The organism is Aeromonas sp. QDB25 (genome assembly GCF_027707725.1).
Lineage (GTDB): Bacteria > Pseudomonadota > Gammaproteobacteria > Enterobacterales > Aeromonadaceae > Aeromonas > Aeromonas caviae.
This window is the reverse complement of the sequence record NZ_JAPCIZ010000022.1, coordinates 22,425-41,581: the sequence shown is the minus strand read 5'-3', so window position 1 is coordinate 41,581 and position 19,157 is coordinate 22,425. Positions and strand designations below refer to the sequence as shown.

13 protein-coding genes and 1 other RNA gene are annotated in these 19,157 nt (G+C 58.6%); 10 read left to right on the top strand and 4 right to left on the bottom strand.

Annotation, left to right across the window (positions count from 1 at the left end; translation table 11 throughout):
• The first annotated feature begins 77 nt into the window (after nucleotides 1-77).
• The 7 genes from PG883_RS10115 to PG883_RS10085 all read left to right on the top strand — a co-directional run bounded on the left by PG883_RS10115 (nucleotide 78) and on the right by PG883_RS10085 (nucleotide 15,443).
• Nucleotides 78-353 (top strand): hypothetical protein, encoded by a 276-nt coding sequence (locus PG883_RS10115; protein ID WP_270807173.1) that lies wholly within the window; start codon nucleotides 78-80, stop codon nucleotides 351-353.
• 10 nt (nucleotides 354-363) lie between these two features.
• A complete protein-coding gene (locus PG883_RS10110; protein WP_270807172.1) occupies nucleotides 364-1,041 on the top strand; it encodes a hypothetical protein in 678 nt (225 codons plus the stop codon).
• Nucleotides 1,042-1,043: 2 nt separating this feature from the next.
• Nucleotides 1,044-1,424, top strand: coding sequence for a hypothetical protein (locus tag PG883_RS10105; RefSeq protein ID WP_270807171.1), 381 nt, complete (start codon nucleotides 1,044-1,046; stop codon nucleotides 1,422-1,424).
• The gene (locus tag PG883_RS10100; RefSeq protein WP_045789779.1) at nucleotides 1,424-1,663 is read left to right on the top strand and encodes a hypothetical protein; all 240 of its coding nucleotides are present in this window, start codon (nucleotides 1,424-1,426) and stop codon (nucleotides 1,661-1,663) included. The genes PG883_RS10105 and PG883_RS10100 overlap by 1 nt, the downstream gene beginning before the upstream one ends.
• Before the next feature lie 11 nt (nucleotides 1,664-1,674).
• Complete coding sequence (locus PG883_RS10095) at nucleotides 1,675-3,075, top strand: hypothetical protein (protein ID WP_270807170.1); 1,401 nt, start codon at nucleotides 1,675-1,677, stop codon at nucleotides 3,073-3,075.
• A gap of 130 nt (nucleotides 3,076-3,205) precedes the next feature.
• Nucleotides 3,206-15,166: an LPD38 domain-containing protein gene (locus tag PG883_RS10090; RefSeq protein ID WP_442866372.1), complete on the top strand. Its 11,961-nt coding sequence runs from the start codon at nucleotides 3,206-3,208 to the stop codon at nucleotides 15,164-15,166.
• A 73-nt stretch (nucleotides 15,167-15,239) separates the two neighbouring features.
• The gene (locus PG883_RS10085) at nucleotides 15,240-15,443 is read left to right on the top strand and encodes a hypothetical protein (protein ID WP_111896606.1); all 204 of its coding nucleotides are present in this window, start codon (nucleotides 15,240-15,242) and stop codon (nucleotides 15,441-15,443) included.
• 4 nt (nucleotides 15,444-15,447) lie between these two features.
• Here PG883_RS10085 and PG883_RS10080 read toward each other — a convergent pair whose 3' ends face one another.
• Nucleotides 15,448-15,795: a hypothetical protein gene (locus PG883_RS10080; protein ID WP_111896605.1), complete on the bottom strand. Its 348-nt coding sequence runs from the start codon at nucleotides 15,793-15,795 to the stop codon at nucleotides 15,448-15,450.
• A 75-nt stretch (nucleotides 15,796-15,870) separates the two neighbouring features.
• On the bottom strand, nucleotides 15,871-16,254 hold the full coding sequence (locus PG883_RS10075; RefSeq protein ID WP_111896604.1) for an Arc family DNA-binding protein: 384 nt from the start codon (nucleotides 16,252-16,254) through the stop codon (nucleotides 15,871-15,873).
• A gap of 155 nt (nucleotides 16,255-16,409) precedes the next feature.
• Here PG883_RS10075 and PG883_RS10070 point away from each other — a divergent pair, with 155 nt between their 5' ends.
• The 3 genes from PG883_RS10070 to PG883_RS10060 all read left to right on the top strand — a co-directional run bounded on the left by PG883_RS10070 (nucleotide 16,410) and on the right by PG883_RS10060 (nucleotide 17,840).
• The gene (locus PG883_RS10070) at nucleotides 16,410-16,559 is read left to right on the top strand and encodes an Arc family DNA-binding protein (protein ID WP_200871070.1); all 150 of its coding nucleotides are present in this window, start codon (nucleotides 16,410-16,412) and stop codon (nucleotides 16,557-16,559) included.
• Nucleotides 16,560-16,640: 81 nt separating this feature from the next.
• The gene (locus tag PG883_RS10065) at nucleotides 16,641-17,462 is read left to right on the top strand and encodes a phage antirepressor N-terminal domain-containing protein (RefSeq protein WP_111896603.1); all 822 of its coding nucleotides are present in this window, start codon (nucleotides 16,641-16,643) and stop codon (nucleotides 17,460-17,462) included.
• A gap of 255 nt (nucleotides 17,463-17,717) precedes the next feature.
• Nucleotides 17,718-17,840 (top strand): hypothetical protein, encoded by a 123-nt coding sequence (locus tag PG883_RS10060; protein ID WP_265182620.1) that lies wholly within the window; start codon nucleotides 17,718-17,720, stop codon nucleotides 17,838-17,840.
• A 208-nt stretch (nucleotides 17,841-18,048) separates the two neighbouring features.
• On the opposite strand, the gene ssrA is transcribed toward PG883_RS10060, so the two are convergent.
• Nucleotides 18,049-18,408, bottom strand: a transfer-messenger RNA (tmRNA) gene (ssrA, locus tag PG883_RS10055).
• Between the two features lie 122 nt (nucleotides 18,409-18,530).
• Nucleotides 18,531-19,019 carry an SsrA-binding protein SmpB gene (gene smpB, locus PG883_RS10050; RefSeq protein WP_010673973.1) on the bottom strand — a complete coding sequence of 163 codons (489 nt, stop codon included), beginning with the start codon at nucleotides 19,017-19,019 and terminating at the stop codon, nucleotides 18,531-18,533.
• Nucleotides 19,020-19,157 lie beyond the last annotated feature (138 nt).

The window sequence follows — 19,157 nt, the reverse complement described above, 5'->3', positions numbered from 1 at the left end:
ACCCTATCACCCGTATTTCAACGGACACAGGTAACCCTGGCCTATCTGTCGAACTGCAAGACGCCATCCGAAACCGGATGGCGTTTTTGTTTGTGCGTGGCGATGACGGGTTTGTGCTCAAGCCACAGGCAGAAGATGGCGTGATCGGTGTCCTGGTCTGGGTGGGGTGGGGAGATGGCAGGGCGCCTGAGCGGCACTTGCCGGAAGTGAAGCGCCTGGCGCGCCTGATAGGGGCACGCTGGTTGCGCTTCCACTCGGTGCGCAAGGGGTGGCTCAAGGTCGCACCAAGAATGGGATGGGTCCGTCAGTCGGATGATGCTGACGGGTTCTATGTGTTTCAGATCAACCTGTGAGGGGTAGGTGATGGGGAAGGGCGGTTCGAACGAAATCAAGGAGACCGAGGCTCAGAAGGCTGCGGCCGGTGTAGCGATGGAACAGTGGGATCTCTACAAGAACGACCTGCAGAAATACGAGGACATCTTCATCGAGAAGGTGGATGACCTCAACAGCGAGGGGGAGTTCGACAAACTGGCAGGCACGGCAGCGCTTGGCACTGCTCAATCCTTTGGTGAGGCGCGCGCCGGGCTGGCTGACTCCATGGCGGCCAGTGGGGCAGACCCGACCAGTGGCCGGTACCAGGAGGCAATGGAAGGCCTGGCAACTGACCAGGCATTGAGCCAGACGGACACCGCCAACCGGGCCCAATCCAGCCAGCAGGACAAGTATGTTGCTGGGCTCAAGGATGTGGTGAGCATTGGCGCGGGGCAGAAGGCTGAATCTATGGCTGGTATTGGCGATGTGGCCACAACCAGCTTGCGCAAGGCAACCAGTGACGCACAGAGCTCTTATCAAAGCCAGCAGGCGACAGCTGGCTTGGTGGGGACTCTGGCAGGAGCCGCCACCTCGTATGGGCTGGCCAGCCTGAAAGCGCCGGCGGTTACCAGCAACAGTGATGTTGCATCACATCTCGATAGCACCAAGACGCTCGCTGATAACCGCGTCTATAACCCCAACGCAAAAACGTATTTGGGAGGTAGGTAACCATGGGTTACGCCGCAGACACTTACGCCAAAATCACCCGAGAGCAGTACCAGGACTGGAAGACGCGCTTCTACCCCAAGCAGCAGGAACTGATGGAGTTGGCCACGAACGGCCAGCTACTGCGGGAGCAACTGGGCCGGGTGGGCGAGAACAACACCAACGCCTTGCGCTCTGCTCAGCAGGCCACGGCCAATCGCAATGCACGCATGGGGGTCAACACTGACAGCAACGCCGGCGACAACAGCCAGGGTCTGCGCATGGCCCTGATGACGGCGGGGACCGAGAACGGGCTGCGTGAGCAGGAGCAAGCTCGTCAGATGGGGATCCTGACGGGGGCTGATGCTGGACTGCGTGAAGCAATCAAGACAGGGGGTAAGGTCTGATGGGGTACGGGATTCTGGATATTGGCGCCCAAACGCGCCAGCAGGGTATGGCTGGCCTGCGTGATGCGGCTAACCGTGAAAACGAAATAGAGATGGGGAACAAGCAACTCAAGGCGCAGAAGAAGCAGGGCACCATGAGCGCAATCGGCACCGGGGCGGCAGTCGGCTTTTCGGTCGGTGGCCCGGTCGGGGCGGCAGTGGGCGCGGGTGTGGGCTTTCTGGCAAGCAGCTTATTTTGAGGAGAGTGGGGATGAGCGTATCGGGATTGGCGGAAGGTTTTCTGGCTGGCTTCAACACCATGGACCGTTATCAACGTGGCCAGAAAGAAGATGAGCGGATGGATAAGGCCATGGGCCTGCGAGATGCCATGTGGCAGAACGAGCAGGAGCGGCAGAAAGTGGCAGATGAGCGCTACCAGAGCGAGCTGGCGTACCGCGAGGGGCGCGATAAGCTGGCTGATGCCAAGTATGACAGGCAGTTCGCCCTCACCGAGCGGCAGATGAAGGCGTCAGAGGCGCGAGCCGGTGCTGCTGAGCGGCGAGCGGCGGCACAGGAAGCTCGGCAGCAGCAGGAGTATGAGTGGCAAAAGACACTGCGGGACAAGCAGCTTTTCCAGCAGGAGAACCTGCCGATTATCCAGTCTGGCTGGCAGGCTGTGACCGAAGGCAAAGACCCGGGCCAGCAATTCTGGAGCGTGGTGCGCGACCCGCGCGCAGGCTCATTCAATCCGGAGCGCTATCTGCAGCAGGACTACGCCGAGGCTGGCAAGACTTTTGTCACCTATGCGGGCAACCTGGTGCGCCAGGCGCAGGAAGGAAAACTGGATCCAACTACGCCCGAGGGGCACGCTGCCGTCAATAACCCTGACTTCATCAAGGCGGCCGGCACCCTCTATCAGGATGAGGTCAGCAAAGGCGTGGGCGACATCGATCCGGAAAGCGGCAAGACCATCACCGGCAAGCAGTTGAACAACATCATGATCACCCCGGACGGGCGTGGCGTGGTATTGGGAGTGGAAGTCACCTATGACGACGGCAGCAAGGCCGTGCGTCCGGTCACCAACAACCGCACCTCGGCACCTGACGATCAACCCAAGGTCATCCCCATCAACGACTTCTTGAAGCCTGCCTACCAGCGGGCGGCACTGGCCAAGCACATGATTGGCAATGCAGATCAGTTGCGCACCTCTCTCGGTCTGACGGCTGGGCCTGACCAGGTGGGTTACAAGAAGGCGGTCACCGAGCTGGAGAAGCAGCACGGCCAGAACAGGGCGCGCATCTCTTCCAGCAACGCAGAGGATAAAGACTTACAACTGGATGCGCTGGACGCCCAGCTGGAGCAGAGCAAGGCGGCGTTGGCCGACACCTTCGGCATGACTTCCAAAGCTGAGGATAAGGAGGCGGGTACCCCTATCAAAGAGTGGACTGGCGGCGATCCCGAGCGCCTGCAGTTCGTGAAGGAGGCCAACCAACATGGCAAACTGAGCAGTCTGCTGGATTCCCCGGCCAAGATGAATACGGCCTTTGAGCTTTGGCGCCAGCAGGCAGCCAAGCAGAGGCAGGCTGAGCAGGCGGTGGTCACAGCTAATCGACTGCGAGACACCGAGGCCAACGCCTATCAGGCGATGGGCCTGGCTCAGGCACGCCGCTAGTTGCCTTTCACCCACCCCAGCGTTAGCATCTCTCCATCGTCGATCAGTCTGCATGCTGATCGCCCCATCTCAAAAGCCCCGAACGGTTCGCCGCTCGGGGCTTTTCTTTTGCTCGAAATCCGAGGACACCATGGACAAACCTGGACTGCGTGACGCCCTGCCACAACCGCGACAATCTGACACTCGTAATGACCCCTTCTGGAGCTCGCTCGATAGCAGCCTGTCTGCCGCAGCGGCTGCAACACCCCAACCAGCCGAGCCTGTAGCCAAACGTGATCTTGATGTCGGCCTGGGCGATGTCGCCCGTGGGGTGGGCGCTGGCGCACTGGATCTCGTGGGCGGCATTGGTGAGCTGGCACGGCAGGCAAGCAACTTCGGCAAAGAGAATGCCGGGAAGCAGGGGGGCGACTACCTGGAACAGGCTCGTGCCAATATGGCCAATAAGCTGAGCCCGTTGCTGGATGTGGTCGCAGGTGCAGGCGATCTGGCCGCATCTGGGGCAGAGTCTCTGAATGATGGGATGAGTGCTGACGCCAAGGAGGCACTGGGGCGCCGACTGGTCGATGAAACGCCAGAAGGCCGGTTGACCCTGGGGGATGGCGCAGGGGATATCGATGTCTGGGCGATGAAAATGGCGCAGGGCGTTGGCTCTTTGCTACCGACACTCGCCGCTGGCGGGGTGACTGGGGTGGCCGCCAAAGCCTCTATCGGCCGGGCTGTCACTGCATCCATGGTCAAGCGTGGCGCGACCCAGGAGGTAGCCGAAGCGGTCGCCGCCAAGGCAGTATCCAAAATTGCCACCGGCGCCGCTGTGACCACCGGGACGACCGGATCGGTGGGCAGTGCCGGGGTGAACACCCGCGACACTGTGCTGGGAATGAGCTTTGACGAGCTGGCGGGCAGCGATACCTTCCGCCAGTCGTTTACTCGCATCGACCAGGATCAACAGACCGCCCATCTCTCTGATGAGGAAAAGCTGGGGCTGGCCCGTGAGGAAACGGCCAACTTGGCCAGCCGAGCCACTATGAGCGACGCCAAGGTGTGGGGAGCTGCCGCCATGGGCTCCATGATGGGCGACGCCATGCTGTTCAAGATGCTGGCTGGCAAGGCGGCCACCGGTGGAGTGCTGAAAGGTGCTGCCAAGGGGGCGGCAGGTGAGGGTATCAGCGAAACCCTGGAGGAGGGGGTGCAGCAATACGCCGTCAACGAATCCCTCAACGAGGTGGCCGCCGCTGATATCGACCCGATGAAGGGGGTCATGTCGAGCGCGATCGAGGGCGGCTTGATAGGGATGGGGACAGGTGGTGCGGTAGGTGCTGTCGGTAGGGCGCGAGGCGGTAAGCATGCCAGCCAGGAAGATGGCGTTGGGACCGATCCGGTTGCAGAGCCTTCCGCGCCGGTGACGGAGGGCGCTGCTGGTCCGGCAGTGGATCCGAACTTTGCTTCTGTTCCACTGGAAGACGGCGAGCAGGCGCCCTCCGCCTCGCAGGCCGAGGGGGAGCTGAATCCGCTCGGCCCCAGCGCCAGCCAGTTTGACGAGCTGCGTGATGTGCCGGCCTACCTGCGCCGCGACGATACCGCAGCGCGGTTCAAGGGCATGGCTGCCGATAGCGAGGTGCAGCGCGCCCTGGCTGGTGAGTTTGGCCAGTCAGTGCAGGAGCTGGTTGCTTCCCAGATGCAGGCTGGCGATCAGGGCAAGAGTCTTTATGAGCGAGCTCAGGCTGGTGAGCTTGGGCTTGACCCGTTCGCAGGCAACAAGAGCGCCCAGCAGGTAGCCATGGAGAACCAGCGCCCAGCCCTGCCGCTCAAGGATGTGATCTTTGCCGGTGACGCCAATGCTGCTCGGGGGATGACCAAGGAAGGCCACTTTGACGACAAGCAGGCTGGCACCGGCCCCCAGTTCCGCGGCGCAGAGCGTACTCGCTGGCAGAGTGGGCAGGAGGGGGATGTGTTGCCGCCAGAGGCATCTTCCACCAAGCCCGCTGGCGAGCTGCCGGGCGCGGTGATTGAGGGTGAGGCCAGCGAGGTGGGTAACGAGTTGCCGCACCGCAATGTGGTCTATGGCAATGACTTGCGCGCCGAGCAGCAACGGGCCGCCGATCTGGCCCGCCGTGAGCGCGAGCTGAACAACCAGCCCCTGAAGATCGGTCAGTCAGAGACCCTCTTTGCCGGGGGCACGCCGGGCGCGGACCCGCGCAATAGCGCCTATACCCCGCCCAAGCTGTCACGGGATCAGGTCGATACCAGCATGGGCGAGCAGTCCACCCGCGATCCGCGCAGCCCGGTGGCGCAGTCCATCGAGCAGGCAGGCATTGCCACCGATTCGGTATTTGGCCCGCTCCAGACACTCCGAATTACCCGCAAAGGCAAGCCGTTCGCAACCGAGAAAGAGGCGGCCATGGCCAGCCGCAAGGGCCAGGAGATGCCGGTGCCGCTCAATGGAGGTGGCTTTGGGGTAGCGGCTATCGGTGAGGTGCAACAGGCCCAAGCGCAGCAGGGCGCAGTCAAGCAACCGTCAAGCAATTCGGCCCAGCAGGATCGCCAAGACGGAAAGACTGAGATCGCGCAAAATGGCATGGTGATCGTTCATGGTTCCGGCAATCCAGGCATGAGCGAGCAGGATATTCAGATTGTCCGCGCAAGTGGTCAGAAGCAGGGCAAAAAGGGCCGTGTCTATGGTGGCTTCTATGGCACCAGCGAGCAGGACGCGCACCAAGCGCAAGCCTACGCCGATATGATGGGCGGCACGCCCACCCTGTACGATGTCAAGATTAAGCCTGGCACCAAGGTGTTGCACAAGCAGGGGGATATTACCCGCCTTTCTGAAAGCTACATCAACGAGTTGGTGAGTCAGGGATATGGTGTGGTCACCGGCACCGACCCGCGCGGCCAGACAGAGCATGTAGTTATCGACAAAAGCGCCGTAGCAAGCATGGCCCCGCGCGGCGCGCAAGCAACCCCGTCCCAAGTAGACGACATCAATGTCGCTGACATGCGTCAACCATCTGATCAGCCAGCCAAAAACGTAAGCGCTGACACAGTTCCGGCACCGTCTGCCACAGCGGGCGAGGCCAGCCAATTAGTACCAGCTATCGATACCGGATACCGCGAGGTGATCCCCGGCAACCAACCCCAAGTAGAGGTGAGCAATGAGCCAGTTACCCCGATACCTGCAATCAGCAGTGAGCGATCAGGTGATCAGCCTGGCGCAGGCGAACCGGCTGCAGCAGGCGCTGGACCAGCCGTTGCCGGACTCACCGACCGAGCTGGATCCGGAGATCGGGCAGATCTCGCTGCGCCTGCACCTGTACCTGACGGACAGCAGCAAAATGACCCAACACTGACAGCCCCGGCCACAGATGCCGGGGCTGCTGTTTCTGGCCGTATTGGCGAGGAAGAGCTGCGAGATCGCGACCTGCTAAAAGAGCATGGCGGGCACTGGAAGTATCGTTCTGCAGTAGGCGCAGGCTGGTTTACTGCCAACACCAAGGAGGCCGCCATTGAGCGTGCCGAGGAGGCATACCGCAAGGCAGTATCCAAAGGCGAGCCTGTGCCCACCAGGGATGAGCGGTTCGCACAGGCAGACGCAGAGCTGTTTAGTGAAATGGATCGCCGCTACGGAAAGATGTCAACTCCCGAGCTTGAAGCAGAGTACCAGCGACTTGGTGGCGAGGTTGGCGATTTGCAAAAATCAGGCTCTGGCGAGTTCAACGGCAATGGCGGCCGCCGCACTGGGGCTGCTGTATCCAATGAAGGTGCTCGCCAGGTTGGTGAGGAACGCTTGCGCCTTGGCGTTTACATGAAGATGCGCCGCGACCGCGATACCGCGGGGTCGGGAGCCAAGTCGCAGCAGATCGAGCCAGCCAACGACTGGCGCGGCGCCAAGAGCGCAACGGATTACCACGCCGCGAAGCGTCGCCTGTTCTCTGGCGAGATGGAGTTTTCTGAATTTCAAGCGATGAGCCGTTCCGCTCTGGATAACGCCCCCTCCCTGCGGGCTGAGCTGGAAAAGAAAACCAAGCAGGATTTGCTTGATCAGATGAGCCGCTTCAATGCTGCCCGCTACAAAAATGACAAAAAGGCCGTCGTGGTCGAGGCCGCATACAACCAGCTGATCGGTGATCTGCGCTGGGCTGCCAATGGTGATGGCAATACCATCAGCGAGACCTATGCCATCGGCGGCGCCAGACAGAGTATCGAAGAGCGAGTAGCCAAGGCGCTGGATGGCCTCACCCCTGAGCGGTATCAGCTGTTTCGTGACAAGCAGTTGTCCGACGTTGCCGAGATGCAGCGGCGCCGGGAAGAGCTCAAGCGATCTCTAACCGACCCGCAAACCTTGGATGACTTTAAGGCGTTCATAGAGCGGCGAGGGATTGACAAGCTGACACAGGAGCAGCGTGTCCGCTATGAGGATATGGTTGCTGCTCGCAACCTAGATCGCAGGGAGCAGGAGCGCAGTGCCAAGGGAAATGAGACTGCCCCCTCTGCCACTTCCAGCGACATCATCAAGACCAAGCACACCAAGACTGGCGATGATCTGTTTGTTGTGCAGATGGGGGATCGGGTTGAGCGAGATGCTTACAATCGCATCAATGCTCACGCCAAGACACTTGGCGGCTGGTATTCGTCATTCCGCGGCAAGGGTGCCGTGCCAGGCTTCCAGTTCAAGAGCGAAGAGAAAGCGACCGAGTTCCGTGCCTGGCTGGGTGGTGAGGTTGGCGGGGCTAGCCCAGAGGTTGCACCTGATCAGTCTACTGATAGCGAGGCTCAGCCGGCTGGCAAGTCCAAGCAGGTGGAGGCTCTGCGCAATCGCGCTGCGTCAGCGAGAGCCAAAGCGGAGGCGGTGTTTAATGCCGCTCGCAAGGAGAATACCGCACGCCGCGCAAGCATGGCGGCCAACGCTAGAACCAACGCCGAGCGAGACCTGCGTTTTGCTGGCTTGCTTGAGGCTATCGCCACCGGCATCGAGAACGGGGAGATCACCTACCTGCGCAACCTTGCCAACGGCGCGCAACTTGAAGAGTTGCAGTCGGCGCTCAATCGTGGGCTGTGGTCGCTGCCAGCCACCAAGATTGATGCGCTTGTGAGCGATGGAGTGATCAATCGCGATGACAGCAGCCGTTATTCCTGGAGCGACAAGGCAACCCCTGAGCAGATGGTGGAGGGGGTATCCATGCCCGGCATGGATTACCACACCGATCGGCTTCGTGAGGTGGCCATAAAGATGCAGGGCTCGAGCGGCTTTAAGCAGGCTGGCGCCAAGGTAATGAGTCTGGTTAAGGCTGCGGCAAACAGGGATAACAAGACCACAACCCTGAGCGATCCGGAGCTGATTGCCAAGCTCAAGGCGTATGTCACTGGTAGTGATGACTACAGCACCAGCACCATCAAGGATCAGATCGCCGGGTATGGTCGCCTGGAGCGCATGGGCATTACCAATCACACCGAACTGCGCGCGGCATTGCGTGAGCTGGTCAGGCTGCAGCGCGGGCTGAATGAGACGGCACCGCAGCGGGATCCGGTGACAGAAAAAACCAACGCATTGAAGCGTCGGTTGCTGAACAACCGCAACGCCTTTATCGACTTCTTCCCCACTCCGGAAGAGTACGCAGCCGACCTGGTGGATCGCCTTGGTATTGAGCCTGGCATGGTGGTACTCGAGCCATCTGCCGGTCACGGCATGCTGGCAGAGGCCGCCCGGGATGCAGGGGCAACGGTGGAGGCCGTGGAGGTGGCTAGCGACCTGCGCGACATCCTGCAGGAAAAGGGGTTCTCTCTGGTCGGTAATGACTTTATGGAGACAACGCCATCCCAGCGCTATGACGCTGTGGTCATGAACCCGCCATTCTCCAATGACATGGATATTGACCATGTGCGCCATGCCTTTGGCCACCTCAAACCAGGCGGGCGGTTGGCTGCCATCGTATCCAGCATGGCTGGCCAGCGCAGCAACAAGAAAAACAAAGCGTTCCGCGAGTGGCTTGACGACCTTGGCGCCAGCGAGGAGATGATGCCGGAGGGGGCATTTAAGGATTCGCTCAACCCAACCAGCGTGCGCACCAAGATCATCACCATTGAAAAGCCGGTTGATGCGGTGAAAGGACCTGAGCTCAAGGCTGGCACTCGCGCCACCCTGCACACACCAAAGGGCAAGCCAGTGGAAGTGCAATATCGCCTGATGGAGTCTGGAGATCTGGTCGCATCGCATGAGTTTGACGGGACCGTAAACAGGCATTATCCGCAGGAGCTGCAGCCGAGAGACCGCAGCAAGAGCACATACCAGGTGCAGGTGCGGCAGATTGCCAACAACCCAGAGGGGCGGCGGCTAGGAGCCAGCCCAGAAACAGATCGTGGCGCACCAATCGTGCGTGACGGCATTGTGGAAAGTGGCAACGGCCGCACAATAGGCTTGCAGCAGGCTTATCGCCAGGGCAGCGCTGACGCATATCGCGAGTGGCTTATGGAGCATGCAGAGGACTTTGGTATTAGTCCTGACGAGGTGGCCGCAATGAGTCAGCCGGTACTGGTGCGCGAGCGCCTTACCGAAATGAGCGAGGCTGAGCGCCGTGACTTTGTGGTTGACTCAAACACTGACGCAAAGATGGCAAATTCAGCCAGCGAGGACGCCAATGTCGATGCTGGAAAACTTGATGACAAGCTAATGGGCATGCTCAACATTCCAGAGGGTGGAGACTTGCTAGCCATGAGCAACGAGCCATTCCTTAACGCATTTGCCAGGGCGATCGGTGAAAACACACTCAACCAGTATAAGGATGATCGAGGTCGCTGGAATGATGCCTATCGACGCAGGGTATCTGCGGCAATCTTTGCGTATGGGTATGACAACGCATCATTACTAAAGGCTGCCACTGGGGATAGCGATCAGGTTGGTAAAAACCTGATTGGGGCGCTAATGAACAACGCCGGTAAAATGGCAGAGCTGAGAAGTGCAATGCCTGAGCATGCTGCCGATCTGTCAAACATCTTGGCAGAAGGCGTTACGGTGATGAGCGACGCAAGGCGCAATCACCAGGCAATATCTGAGATTGTTAATCAAGGCGACATGGTTAGCGGTGGTATAAGCCGGGCGGGTGGCGCTATGGCTGAAATGCTGGCCGACGCCAGCAGGAGTGCCAAGCGCATGACTGAGACGATTGGAGCCATTCTTGATATGCTCAATCATGCGGCCAAGCATGCCGGTCAGCCAGATCTGCTAACCGGAAAGCCATCAGACCCTATTAGCGCAGAGGAGGCAATCAATGCCCAAGAAAGAGAGTACCGCACCAGAAAAGAGCGAGAGCAGTCAGCATTACGACCCAGCCAAGATTTTTTTGGGGTCTCGGGACCACGGAATGACCACGGAAAGAACACAGGCGTTTCTGGATCTGCTGGGGAAGGCCAAGCAAAAGGCGCAGGAAAACTAACCTCTGCAGTCGTAGAGGTTAGCGGGGTAAAGATTCGCATCCCAACCATCGACGAGGAGCAGCAGCGCCTCTACAACCAGGCAACTCATCGCGGCCATGGTGTGAACTTTGCCAGCGGAATAAGCACTGGTGTAGGCCGGATCCTCAATGATTTGAATGACGCAGGGCTGCTGGTTACAGCCGAGCAGAGAGCGGCAGCCGAGGACGAAGTGCAAGCCTGGGCCAATGAGGAGGCCATCAACGCCAGCAAGCTGATGCGCGACGGCATCAAAAACCCGAGCTGGGCGATCACCGGCCGTTCTGGTCGCAAGGCCCAGAGCAGCGCCGCCCAGGACGCCGAGAACCGCCGCCAAGCCGCCCACCACAAAGACCAGTCAGACCGCATCACGGCTCTGCGCGGAGAGCTGAAGAAGCTGCGCCCGAAGGAGGTGATCGGGAAAGAGTCGTTCAACTACGCATGGGGCAAGGCCAAAGGCATGATCGCCGACTACGCCAGCGCCCAGAGCAACGGGCAGCCCAATCTGCTGGCCAGTCTGCGCAAGAGCATGAATGCCGAGCTGGCCCGCTACCTGCAATCCATGGGCAAGATCGACGCACCCAACTTCATCAAGACCCTGAAGGAGCAGGATCAGCGCCTGAAGGCCGCCGGCCATGACGGCTTGGTGGCCATCGTGGGTGCGCGCTCCAACCCGGGCAAGATCATCTCCAACGCCATCGATGGTCGGATCCGCTTCTCCAAGCAAGCCATGTCACAAGGGATGCGACCTGCTAAACACCTGACCCGCAAAGAGGCGGAGCTGGTAACAAAGGAGTGGTTCAAGCAGTACCGGGGCGCCAGTGGCATTGATGTGCAGATCCACGCCACCCAGGCAGAGCTGGAGAAGGCGCTGGGGCTGGCGGCACAAGATGGCCTGATCCGCCGCGCCGCCTTTGATGATGACAGCGGCACCCTGCATGTGGCCGCCGACACCATCGCCAACCCCAAGCGAATGCGCGAGATCCTGCGCCATGAAGTGCTGGCCCACTATGGCCTTGCCAACGTGCTGGGCGACGGGGAATACACCAAGCTGATGAGCCGCCTCATCCAGTCCCAGAAGGACCCCAGCATGAAGCCGGTGTGGGATTGGGTAAACACCCATTACGCCGACGAGGACATCGGCACCAAGGCCGAAGAGGTGGTGGCTCACCTCGCCGAACTGGAACAGGGGGCCTGGGGCCGTGGCTGGGATCGGGTCGTGGCCTGGGTCACCCGGGCGCTGCGCGCCGTTGGCTTCGTGCCGGATGGCATCACCGCTGCGGAGACGCGATCCCTTATCGAAGGACTGGGTAAGCAGTTGCGGCGAACTGGACAGGAAGACGGAGGCTCTGGCGGCAAGAAATTTAGCCAAGAGGAGAAACTTGGTGAGGATACATTCAAACCATATCCTGGAGAGGCAGAGGAATATCGCCGGCAACTAAGCAAGGTGATGACGTCACCAAAAAGCGGGGAGCTGGTTATCGAGATGGGACGCACACCACTCGTGCTTCAAGCCGTTGGTGCGCCCGACCTGCCGCTACGGATTACCCGGGACATTGTTCGTAAAGCCACAAACGGGGTCAAACATGATGTACCCATGCCAGTGATTGAACAATTGCCTGAGCTGCTGCATGATCCGATCGCAGTGTTCGATTCCAAAACTGAGCAGGGCGCGAAGACTATCTTGATCGATGCCCGTGATGTGTCAGGCCGCCCGATTATTACTGCAGTCCATTTGAATGCCAAGGCGGGGCGTATTGATATCAACCGCATTGCCAGCATCTATGGGAAGGACAATAGCCATCGCGTGCTGATGGGCTGGGTAGAAGAGGGATTGCTGAGGTATGCCAAAGAAAAACAAAACCCGCTCGGTACGACCCAAGGGCTCCAATTGCCCAAGCGTGGTTCACCAGAACGGGTTTATGACTCAAATATACTCTCCAGAGGAGATCTTGCCAAGGATGCTGACAAAATCAGAGATCGAGTCGCTGCGGCAGGACATGCGGCGCCGTCACGAAGCGAACAAGAAAGCGCTCGAGACGATGGACCTTTCCCACCTGATGGTCTGAAGTTCAGTCAAACCAATTCTGCGGCCGACGAAGCGCTGCAAAAGCTCAACCTGGGCCCCAAGCCCGACATCATCGACAAGACCAAGGCCAGCCTGAACAAGCTCCGTCAAGTTGACCGAGGTGTGGTCAGCTCATGGATCGATCGCGTCATCAAGAAAGCCAACACCGAGGTGCTCGACGCGCTGGCCCCCATCAAATACGCCGAGGAGGCTGCCGGCATTACTGATGCCGCAGACTCCGGTTATGTGGCGGCACGGATGGCGACGGGGGCCGCCTCCACCATGCAGGCGACCATGCTCTATGGTCTGCCGGAGTGGAATGACGGGGTGATCCAGCGCAAGGCGGGTACCGGCGAGAAAGACGCGCTGCTGGGCATCTTTGCCGACCTGGGAGCTGATCTGCACAACTGGCTTGGCTGGATGGCTGGTCACCGGGCGGAACTGCTGATGGCGCAGGGCAGAGAGAACCTGCTCGATGCCAATGACATTGCGGCGCTCAAGGGGCAAGGCAAGGGCAAGGAGGCCAAATTCCTTGATGCCAAAGCCCGCTGGAACCGCCTCAATGCCGCAACCCTGGACCTGGCACAAGAAGCTGGGCTCTTCACCAAAGAGGCGCGGGCCGAGTTTGAAAGCGAATGGTACATCCCGTTCTTCCGTGAATCAGATGACGGCGACGTGATCGCCCCCTTCAAGACGAAGGGCATTGCCAACCAGAACTCCGGCATCAAGAAGCTCAAGGGCGGGGAGGCCAACACCAACGACCTGCTCGAGAACATCTTCACCTCCACCTCCAAGCTGATCGACGCGTCCATGAAGAACATGGCGGCCCAGAAGACGGTTTGGAACCTGGCGGATACCGGCATCATCGAGGTCATTCCGAAGCCAAACAAGATGGATTACCAGGCCCTTGCCAATGGCAAAGACAGGATCATGGTCAAGCTGGAGGGGGAGGACTACATGATCCGGGTTGAGGATCCGGACCTCTATCGCGCTATGACCTTCTTCGACCGCAAGCCGTTCAGCGCCATGGTCAATGTGGCGGCCAAGGCCAAGCGCCTGCTTACTGCTGGGGTCACTGCATCTCCCGAATTCATGCTGCGCAACTTCCTGCGCGACTCACTCTCCAGCTGGGCGATCAGCAAAGACGGCTTCAGGCCGGTGATCGACTCCATCAAGGGGGTGAAAAAGACCCTGGCGATGGACGGCAGTACCATTGATGTGATGTTCAGCGGAGCCTCCTTCCTGGGCGGCTACGTGAATGGCAATGACCCAGAGGCGATGGCCGATACCGTGCGTAAGTCGCTGCGACGCAAGGGGATGACCCCGGAGCAAATCGCCCGCTACGAAAAGAGCATTATCCGCAACGCCGCTCAGGCAAAGGGCGTGGTTGCCAATGTGTGGGAGAAGTACAACCGCTATGGCGAGGCTTTCGAGAATGCCAACCGCGAGGCGGTCTATGCCGCAGCCATCAAGGCTGGCAAGAGCCACGCCCAGGCGGCGTTCGAGTCGAAGGACCTGATGGATTTCTCCATGCTGGGTGCCTCACGCACCATGCAGGTCATGACCCAACTGCTGCCGTTCTTCAATGCCAGGGTCCAGGGTCTCGGCAAGCTGAGCCGTGAGCTGCGCGACAACCCGCGCGAGATCGCCAAGCGTGCCGGCATGATCACGGCAGCAAGCCTGGCGCTGCTGGCCCTCAACTGGGATGACGAGCGCTATGAGAAGCTGCCGGACTGGGACAAGGATGCGAACTGGCACTTCTGGATTGGGGATGAGGAGTTCCGCATCCCCAAGCCGTTCGAGATTGGGGTGTTGTTCGGCACCATCCCGGAGCGCATGGTGCGCGCCATGGGCGGGAAGGACACTGGCGCGCAACTCGGCAAGGCGATAGCCAGGGCGGTCGGTGAAACGTTCGCGCTCAACCCCACGCCGCAGATCGTCAAGCCGTTGGTGGAATCCTACTTCAACTACGATGCCTTCCGTGGCATCCCCATCGAGAACGCGCAGGACCTCGCAGTGCAGGCGGAGGCTCGCTACAACGAGCAGACCAGTCTGATGATGCGTGAGCTTGGCGAAACCCTGGGTATGTCACCCAAAAAGCTGGAGCACCTGCTGATCGGCTACACGGGCACGATCGGCAGCTATGTGATGGCCACGGCTGACGGCCTGATCAGGGCATCTCGCCCGGGCGAGTCTGCCAGCTGGCGTGCTGACGAGATCCCGCTGGTGAAAGCCGTGTATCGCGGCACTGGCCCTGCAAAGTCCACGCAGCACATGGAGGAGTTCTACCGGATGCTTAACGAGGTGAACCAGCTCAAGCGCACAGTTGACCAGTACCGCAGTGAAGGGCTGACCGACAAGGCGAACGAGCTACTGGAGGAGCAGGGCGGGATCTTGAAGTCGCGTCGCAGCCTGAGCCGCACTCAGCAGCAGGTCCGGGTGGTGCGCAACAAGATCGAGCTGATCCAGCGCGACCGCACACTGACCGCAGAAGAGAAGCGCCGGCGCATCGATGAGATGCTGGCCCGCCGTAATGACCTTGTGTATCAGGCAGTCAACAAGAACAAGTCGAACTGGGAGTAAGGGGTAATAGCGGCCCTAGCTGAGCCTCTGTGATAGGGGTAATCTGGGGCCTTTATCGCAGAGGGCCCTGACCATGTGGATTCTGTTTGCACTGATAATGATGGTGGTGGCGCTGAAAGCGTTCAGTTTCAGCTTTACGCTGGCCCTGATCCCCTTTGCTGCCGGGTGTTGGTGTTTTAGCAAATCCAGCCGGAGCGATCTGGATGATTTTATGGCATTCAGTTTTTTTATTGCTCTGGTTGGATTTGCATTGAATGTATTGATATCAGTTTGGTGAATAGCTAGTAGCAGCCATATTCGTTACAGGTCTGACTGAAAGCATTGCCATCACTATCTATCCCATTTGTGATGGTTGAGTTGCCGACTCTTGTAGAGGTGCTATTCCAAGAATTACCATCAGCATCCTGGCCGGTGGTATAGGTACTATTGCCAATTCGCTGACTCTGCTGATTCCAACTTGATCCCGTGCTGGGGTTCTGCCCGTTGACGTAAGTAGAGTTGCCAAATTTCTGAACGGTATATGTATTCCCGCTATCGTCATAGCAGGTCTTAAAATTATCAGTTCCAATGCAGTCTGCTGATACTGAACCAGACAAAAGCACCAGCGCAGCGATGAATGCTACACGCATCAAGATTCTCCTTTTCTATCTGCATAAATCAAATGTTGCCTCGTTTGAGGCTGTGCGTCAGTGACTGCGATCACATCAGCTTTTCTTGTTTTTCATTTCCTGTCTAATGTAGTCCAGCACTTCCTGTATTTCCTCGCGCCGAACGTAAGGGGTATAACGAGGATCATCCTTGTCGATCTCGTGAGGCGTGAGGACAGTGCCGGGTGGCAGTGTGAGTGCGGGGCGATCGAGGTTGAGACCTTCAATGATCTTCATTCCTTCAATGATTTTCACACCACTTTCAGCAAGCGCGGTATCTTCGTCGATGGTTCGCTGGATGCGATGAACCAACTCGGCGTTCATGGATCTGCCACTTGCCTTTGCCAACTCAGAAATAGTGTCCCTCATGCCGTCAGGCAGCCTGAGTACAAACTTGTCTGATTCCCGGCTGGTTGGAACGGTACTTTTCTTACTCATCATCTACTTACGTTTGCTTAAACATATAAGAGAAGCATACAGGCACGGTGACATACATCAATGGTGGCACAGAGCCATCTTTTGTATTGACAATGCTAGATAGCTGACATAATCTCACGATGGTGGCACAGGGCCATCATCCATAGAGGAGATGCAGAGTGAGGGATTGGGACAAGTTTATGGTGCGGCTGCCACCCGGCTTTCGGGAGAGAGTTAAGGAGCTGGCAAAGGAGAATGGCCGTTCGATGAATGCCGAGATCGTGCAGCGATTGAAGGAGGCGCTGAAAAATGAAGGTAAGTTGGCTTGATGCCAGAAAGAATTCGGCCAAGACGGTAGCCGCCGTCTTGGCCGAGGAATGTAAACCCCACGACCAAGTAAGGATTACGGTATGACTATACAACAACAGTATCAGCAAACCAAAGTTATTGGCAGGGCCGCGAATCAGTCCATGGTCGTGCCGTTCCGTGGCGACAACCTCTATCTGGTCGATCACCAAGGCGAACCCTATGTTCCAATGAAGCCGGTGGTTGAGGGGATGGGGCTGGCTTGGCAGGGCCAGCATGCGAAGCTGACAACCAAGTTCAGCAAAGGTATCAAGGAAATCGTGATACCTTCAGCCGGTGGCAATCAGACAATGACTTGCCTTCCACTCCGCAAGCTGCCGGCCTGGCTCTACTCGGTTCAGCCGGGCAAGGTCTCCCCCGAGATCCGCGAGAAGGTGGTGGCCTATCAGGAAGAGTGCGACGAAGTGCTGTGGCAGTACTGGACCACCGGTAAGGCCGATCGCCAATCCGTCAGGAAGGCTGCCAAGTCCTACTTGCCGGAATACCGTCAGGCACGGGCGATCAAGATGACCGCAGATGCCATTACGGTGGCGCTCTCGGTCATGCCCAACCTGAGCCAGGAGGCAAGGCAAACTGCGATGGCGACGGCCGTCAACACGGTGGTTGGTGACAACATCCTTCCTCTTCCGGTGCTGACAGAGCGTTACTACACCGCCGGAGAGGTGGGTAAGCGGTTTGGTATCAGCGCCAACAAGGTGGGCCGCATCGCCAACGAGCACAACCTGAAAACCGAGCGATACGGGAAGTTCTTCTTGGACAAATCCCGCAGCTCGACCAAGCAGGTGGAGACTTTCCGCTACAACGAGGCGGGGGCTGAAGCGGTTGGCGTCATCATCACCGCGCTGGAAGTTGGGGGTGCCGCATGAGCGCCGCCCAACTGCAGGTTGAGTTGAATGCCCTGCTGGGGGAATTGGAGGTTATCGACCTCTGTCCTCAGGATCGCAGGGCGCTTGTTGACAGGATCCAGAGCATGATGCCTGACCTGGCTGAATGATACTGATGGGGCTACGGCCCCATTTTTAATACCCAAATCAGTCCGAAAATGATAAATTCAAGGAGTGTACTGTATGGGTATACAGTGTTTCACAGTCGAGAGACTGGGAGAGCAAGGGGGAGATCGGATGGAATCACTACTAAGCGAACTGGAAGAGTTTGTTGAGACGCTGGACCTGGCGCCTGAGGAGGAGAGCAAGATCGCGCGCATTCTGGAAAAACTACGCGATGAAGCCACCGCGTCAGCGTGACGCGGAAGGATTCGGATTGGCCCGCCACTGTGCGGGCTTTTCTATGCCTGGATGGCAGAAAAGAAAAAAGCCTGCATTTCTGCAGGCTTTCTTGCTCTTGGATCACCAGTGGATCATTTCGATTCCAGTTTTGGTCCAGTCACTGTCGCTATGTTTTTGCTAAGTGGCTGTTTTTTCTGGGTTTGTCCTGTCGGTGTCCTAGTTAAATTGGTGGAGCTGGGGGGATTTGAACCCCCGTCCAAAATTACTACATCCTCGGTACTACATGCTTAGTCACTCTTTACATTCGCCAACACGCTGCGGAGAGACACGCCACGCATTGACTAGCTCGATTGGTTTTAATGCTTCCGCCCCGAGCAGGACTTCCACACGATCCTGTGAAGGATGACCTTCCATTTCCCTAGGACACAGGCAAGCTAGGGGAGAAGGGCTCAGCGCAGGTTATTAAGCTGCGAGTGCGTAGTTTTCGTCGTTTGCGACTATTTTTTTGCGGTTTGTTAACGAGGCCTACCGCACCTCGGCATGCACCTTGGGTTTCGTGAATCTTGTCGAATCCAGAATCAGCCCCAAGTTGTCAAAAGGGATTGTACGCAAAAATCCTGTCATGGCAAGGCGTTGATGGCAATCGACCGGCCTTGGCCGGTCGATTGCTGGTTTATTGGTCGCCGCATGGGGGCCGGCGGCGCACAATCAACCGCGGTGCTTGTTCTTCATGATGCGGGCCTTCTCACGGTCCCATTCCCGTGCCTTGGTGTCTTCCCGCTTGTCGTGCTCTTTCTTGCCTTTCACCAGGCCGATCTCGACCTTGACCCAGCACGCTTTCCAGTAGAGGGCCAGCGGCACTATGGTGTAGCCCTGACGAGCGGTCAGGCTCTCGAGCTTGTCGAGTTCACGGCGACTGAGCAGCAATTTGCGGGTGCGGGTCGGATCGCATACCACGTGGCTGGAGGCGGCGTTCAGCGGCAGGAAGCTGGAGCCGAACAGGAAGGCTTCCCCCTGCATGAAGATGACATAGGCTTCGCTGATGTTGGCCTTGCCCGCCCGCAGGGACTTCACTTCCCACCCTTGCAGGGACAGGCCGGCTTCCACGCGCTCTTCGATGAAGTACTCGTGACGGGCGGTTCTGTTGAGTGCAATGGTGCTGGACCCGGCTTTGTTTTTACTGTTCTTTTTGCTCATGACGGGGGCCTTAGGCAATGTTTAGGAAGGCGCATTATACGTGGGTGGCGGCGGCTGTAAAACGCACAGCGCTCCGAGTGGCGGCTTTGTGAGCAGTTCGATGACGATTTTGAGGGAAGGGCGGGGTGAGAGCGGACC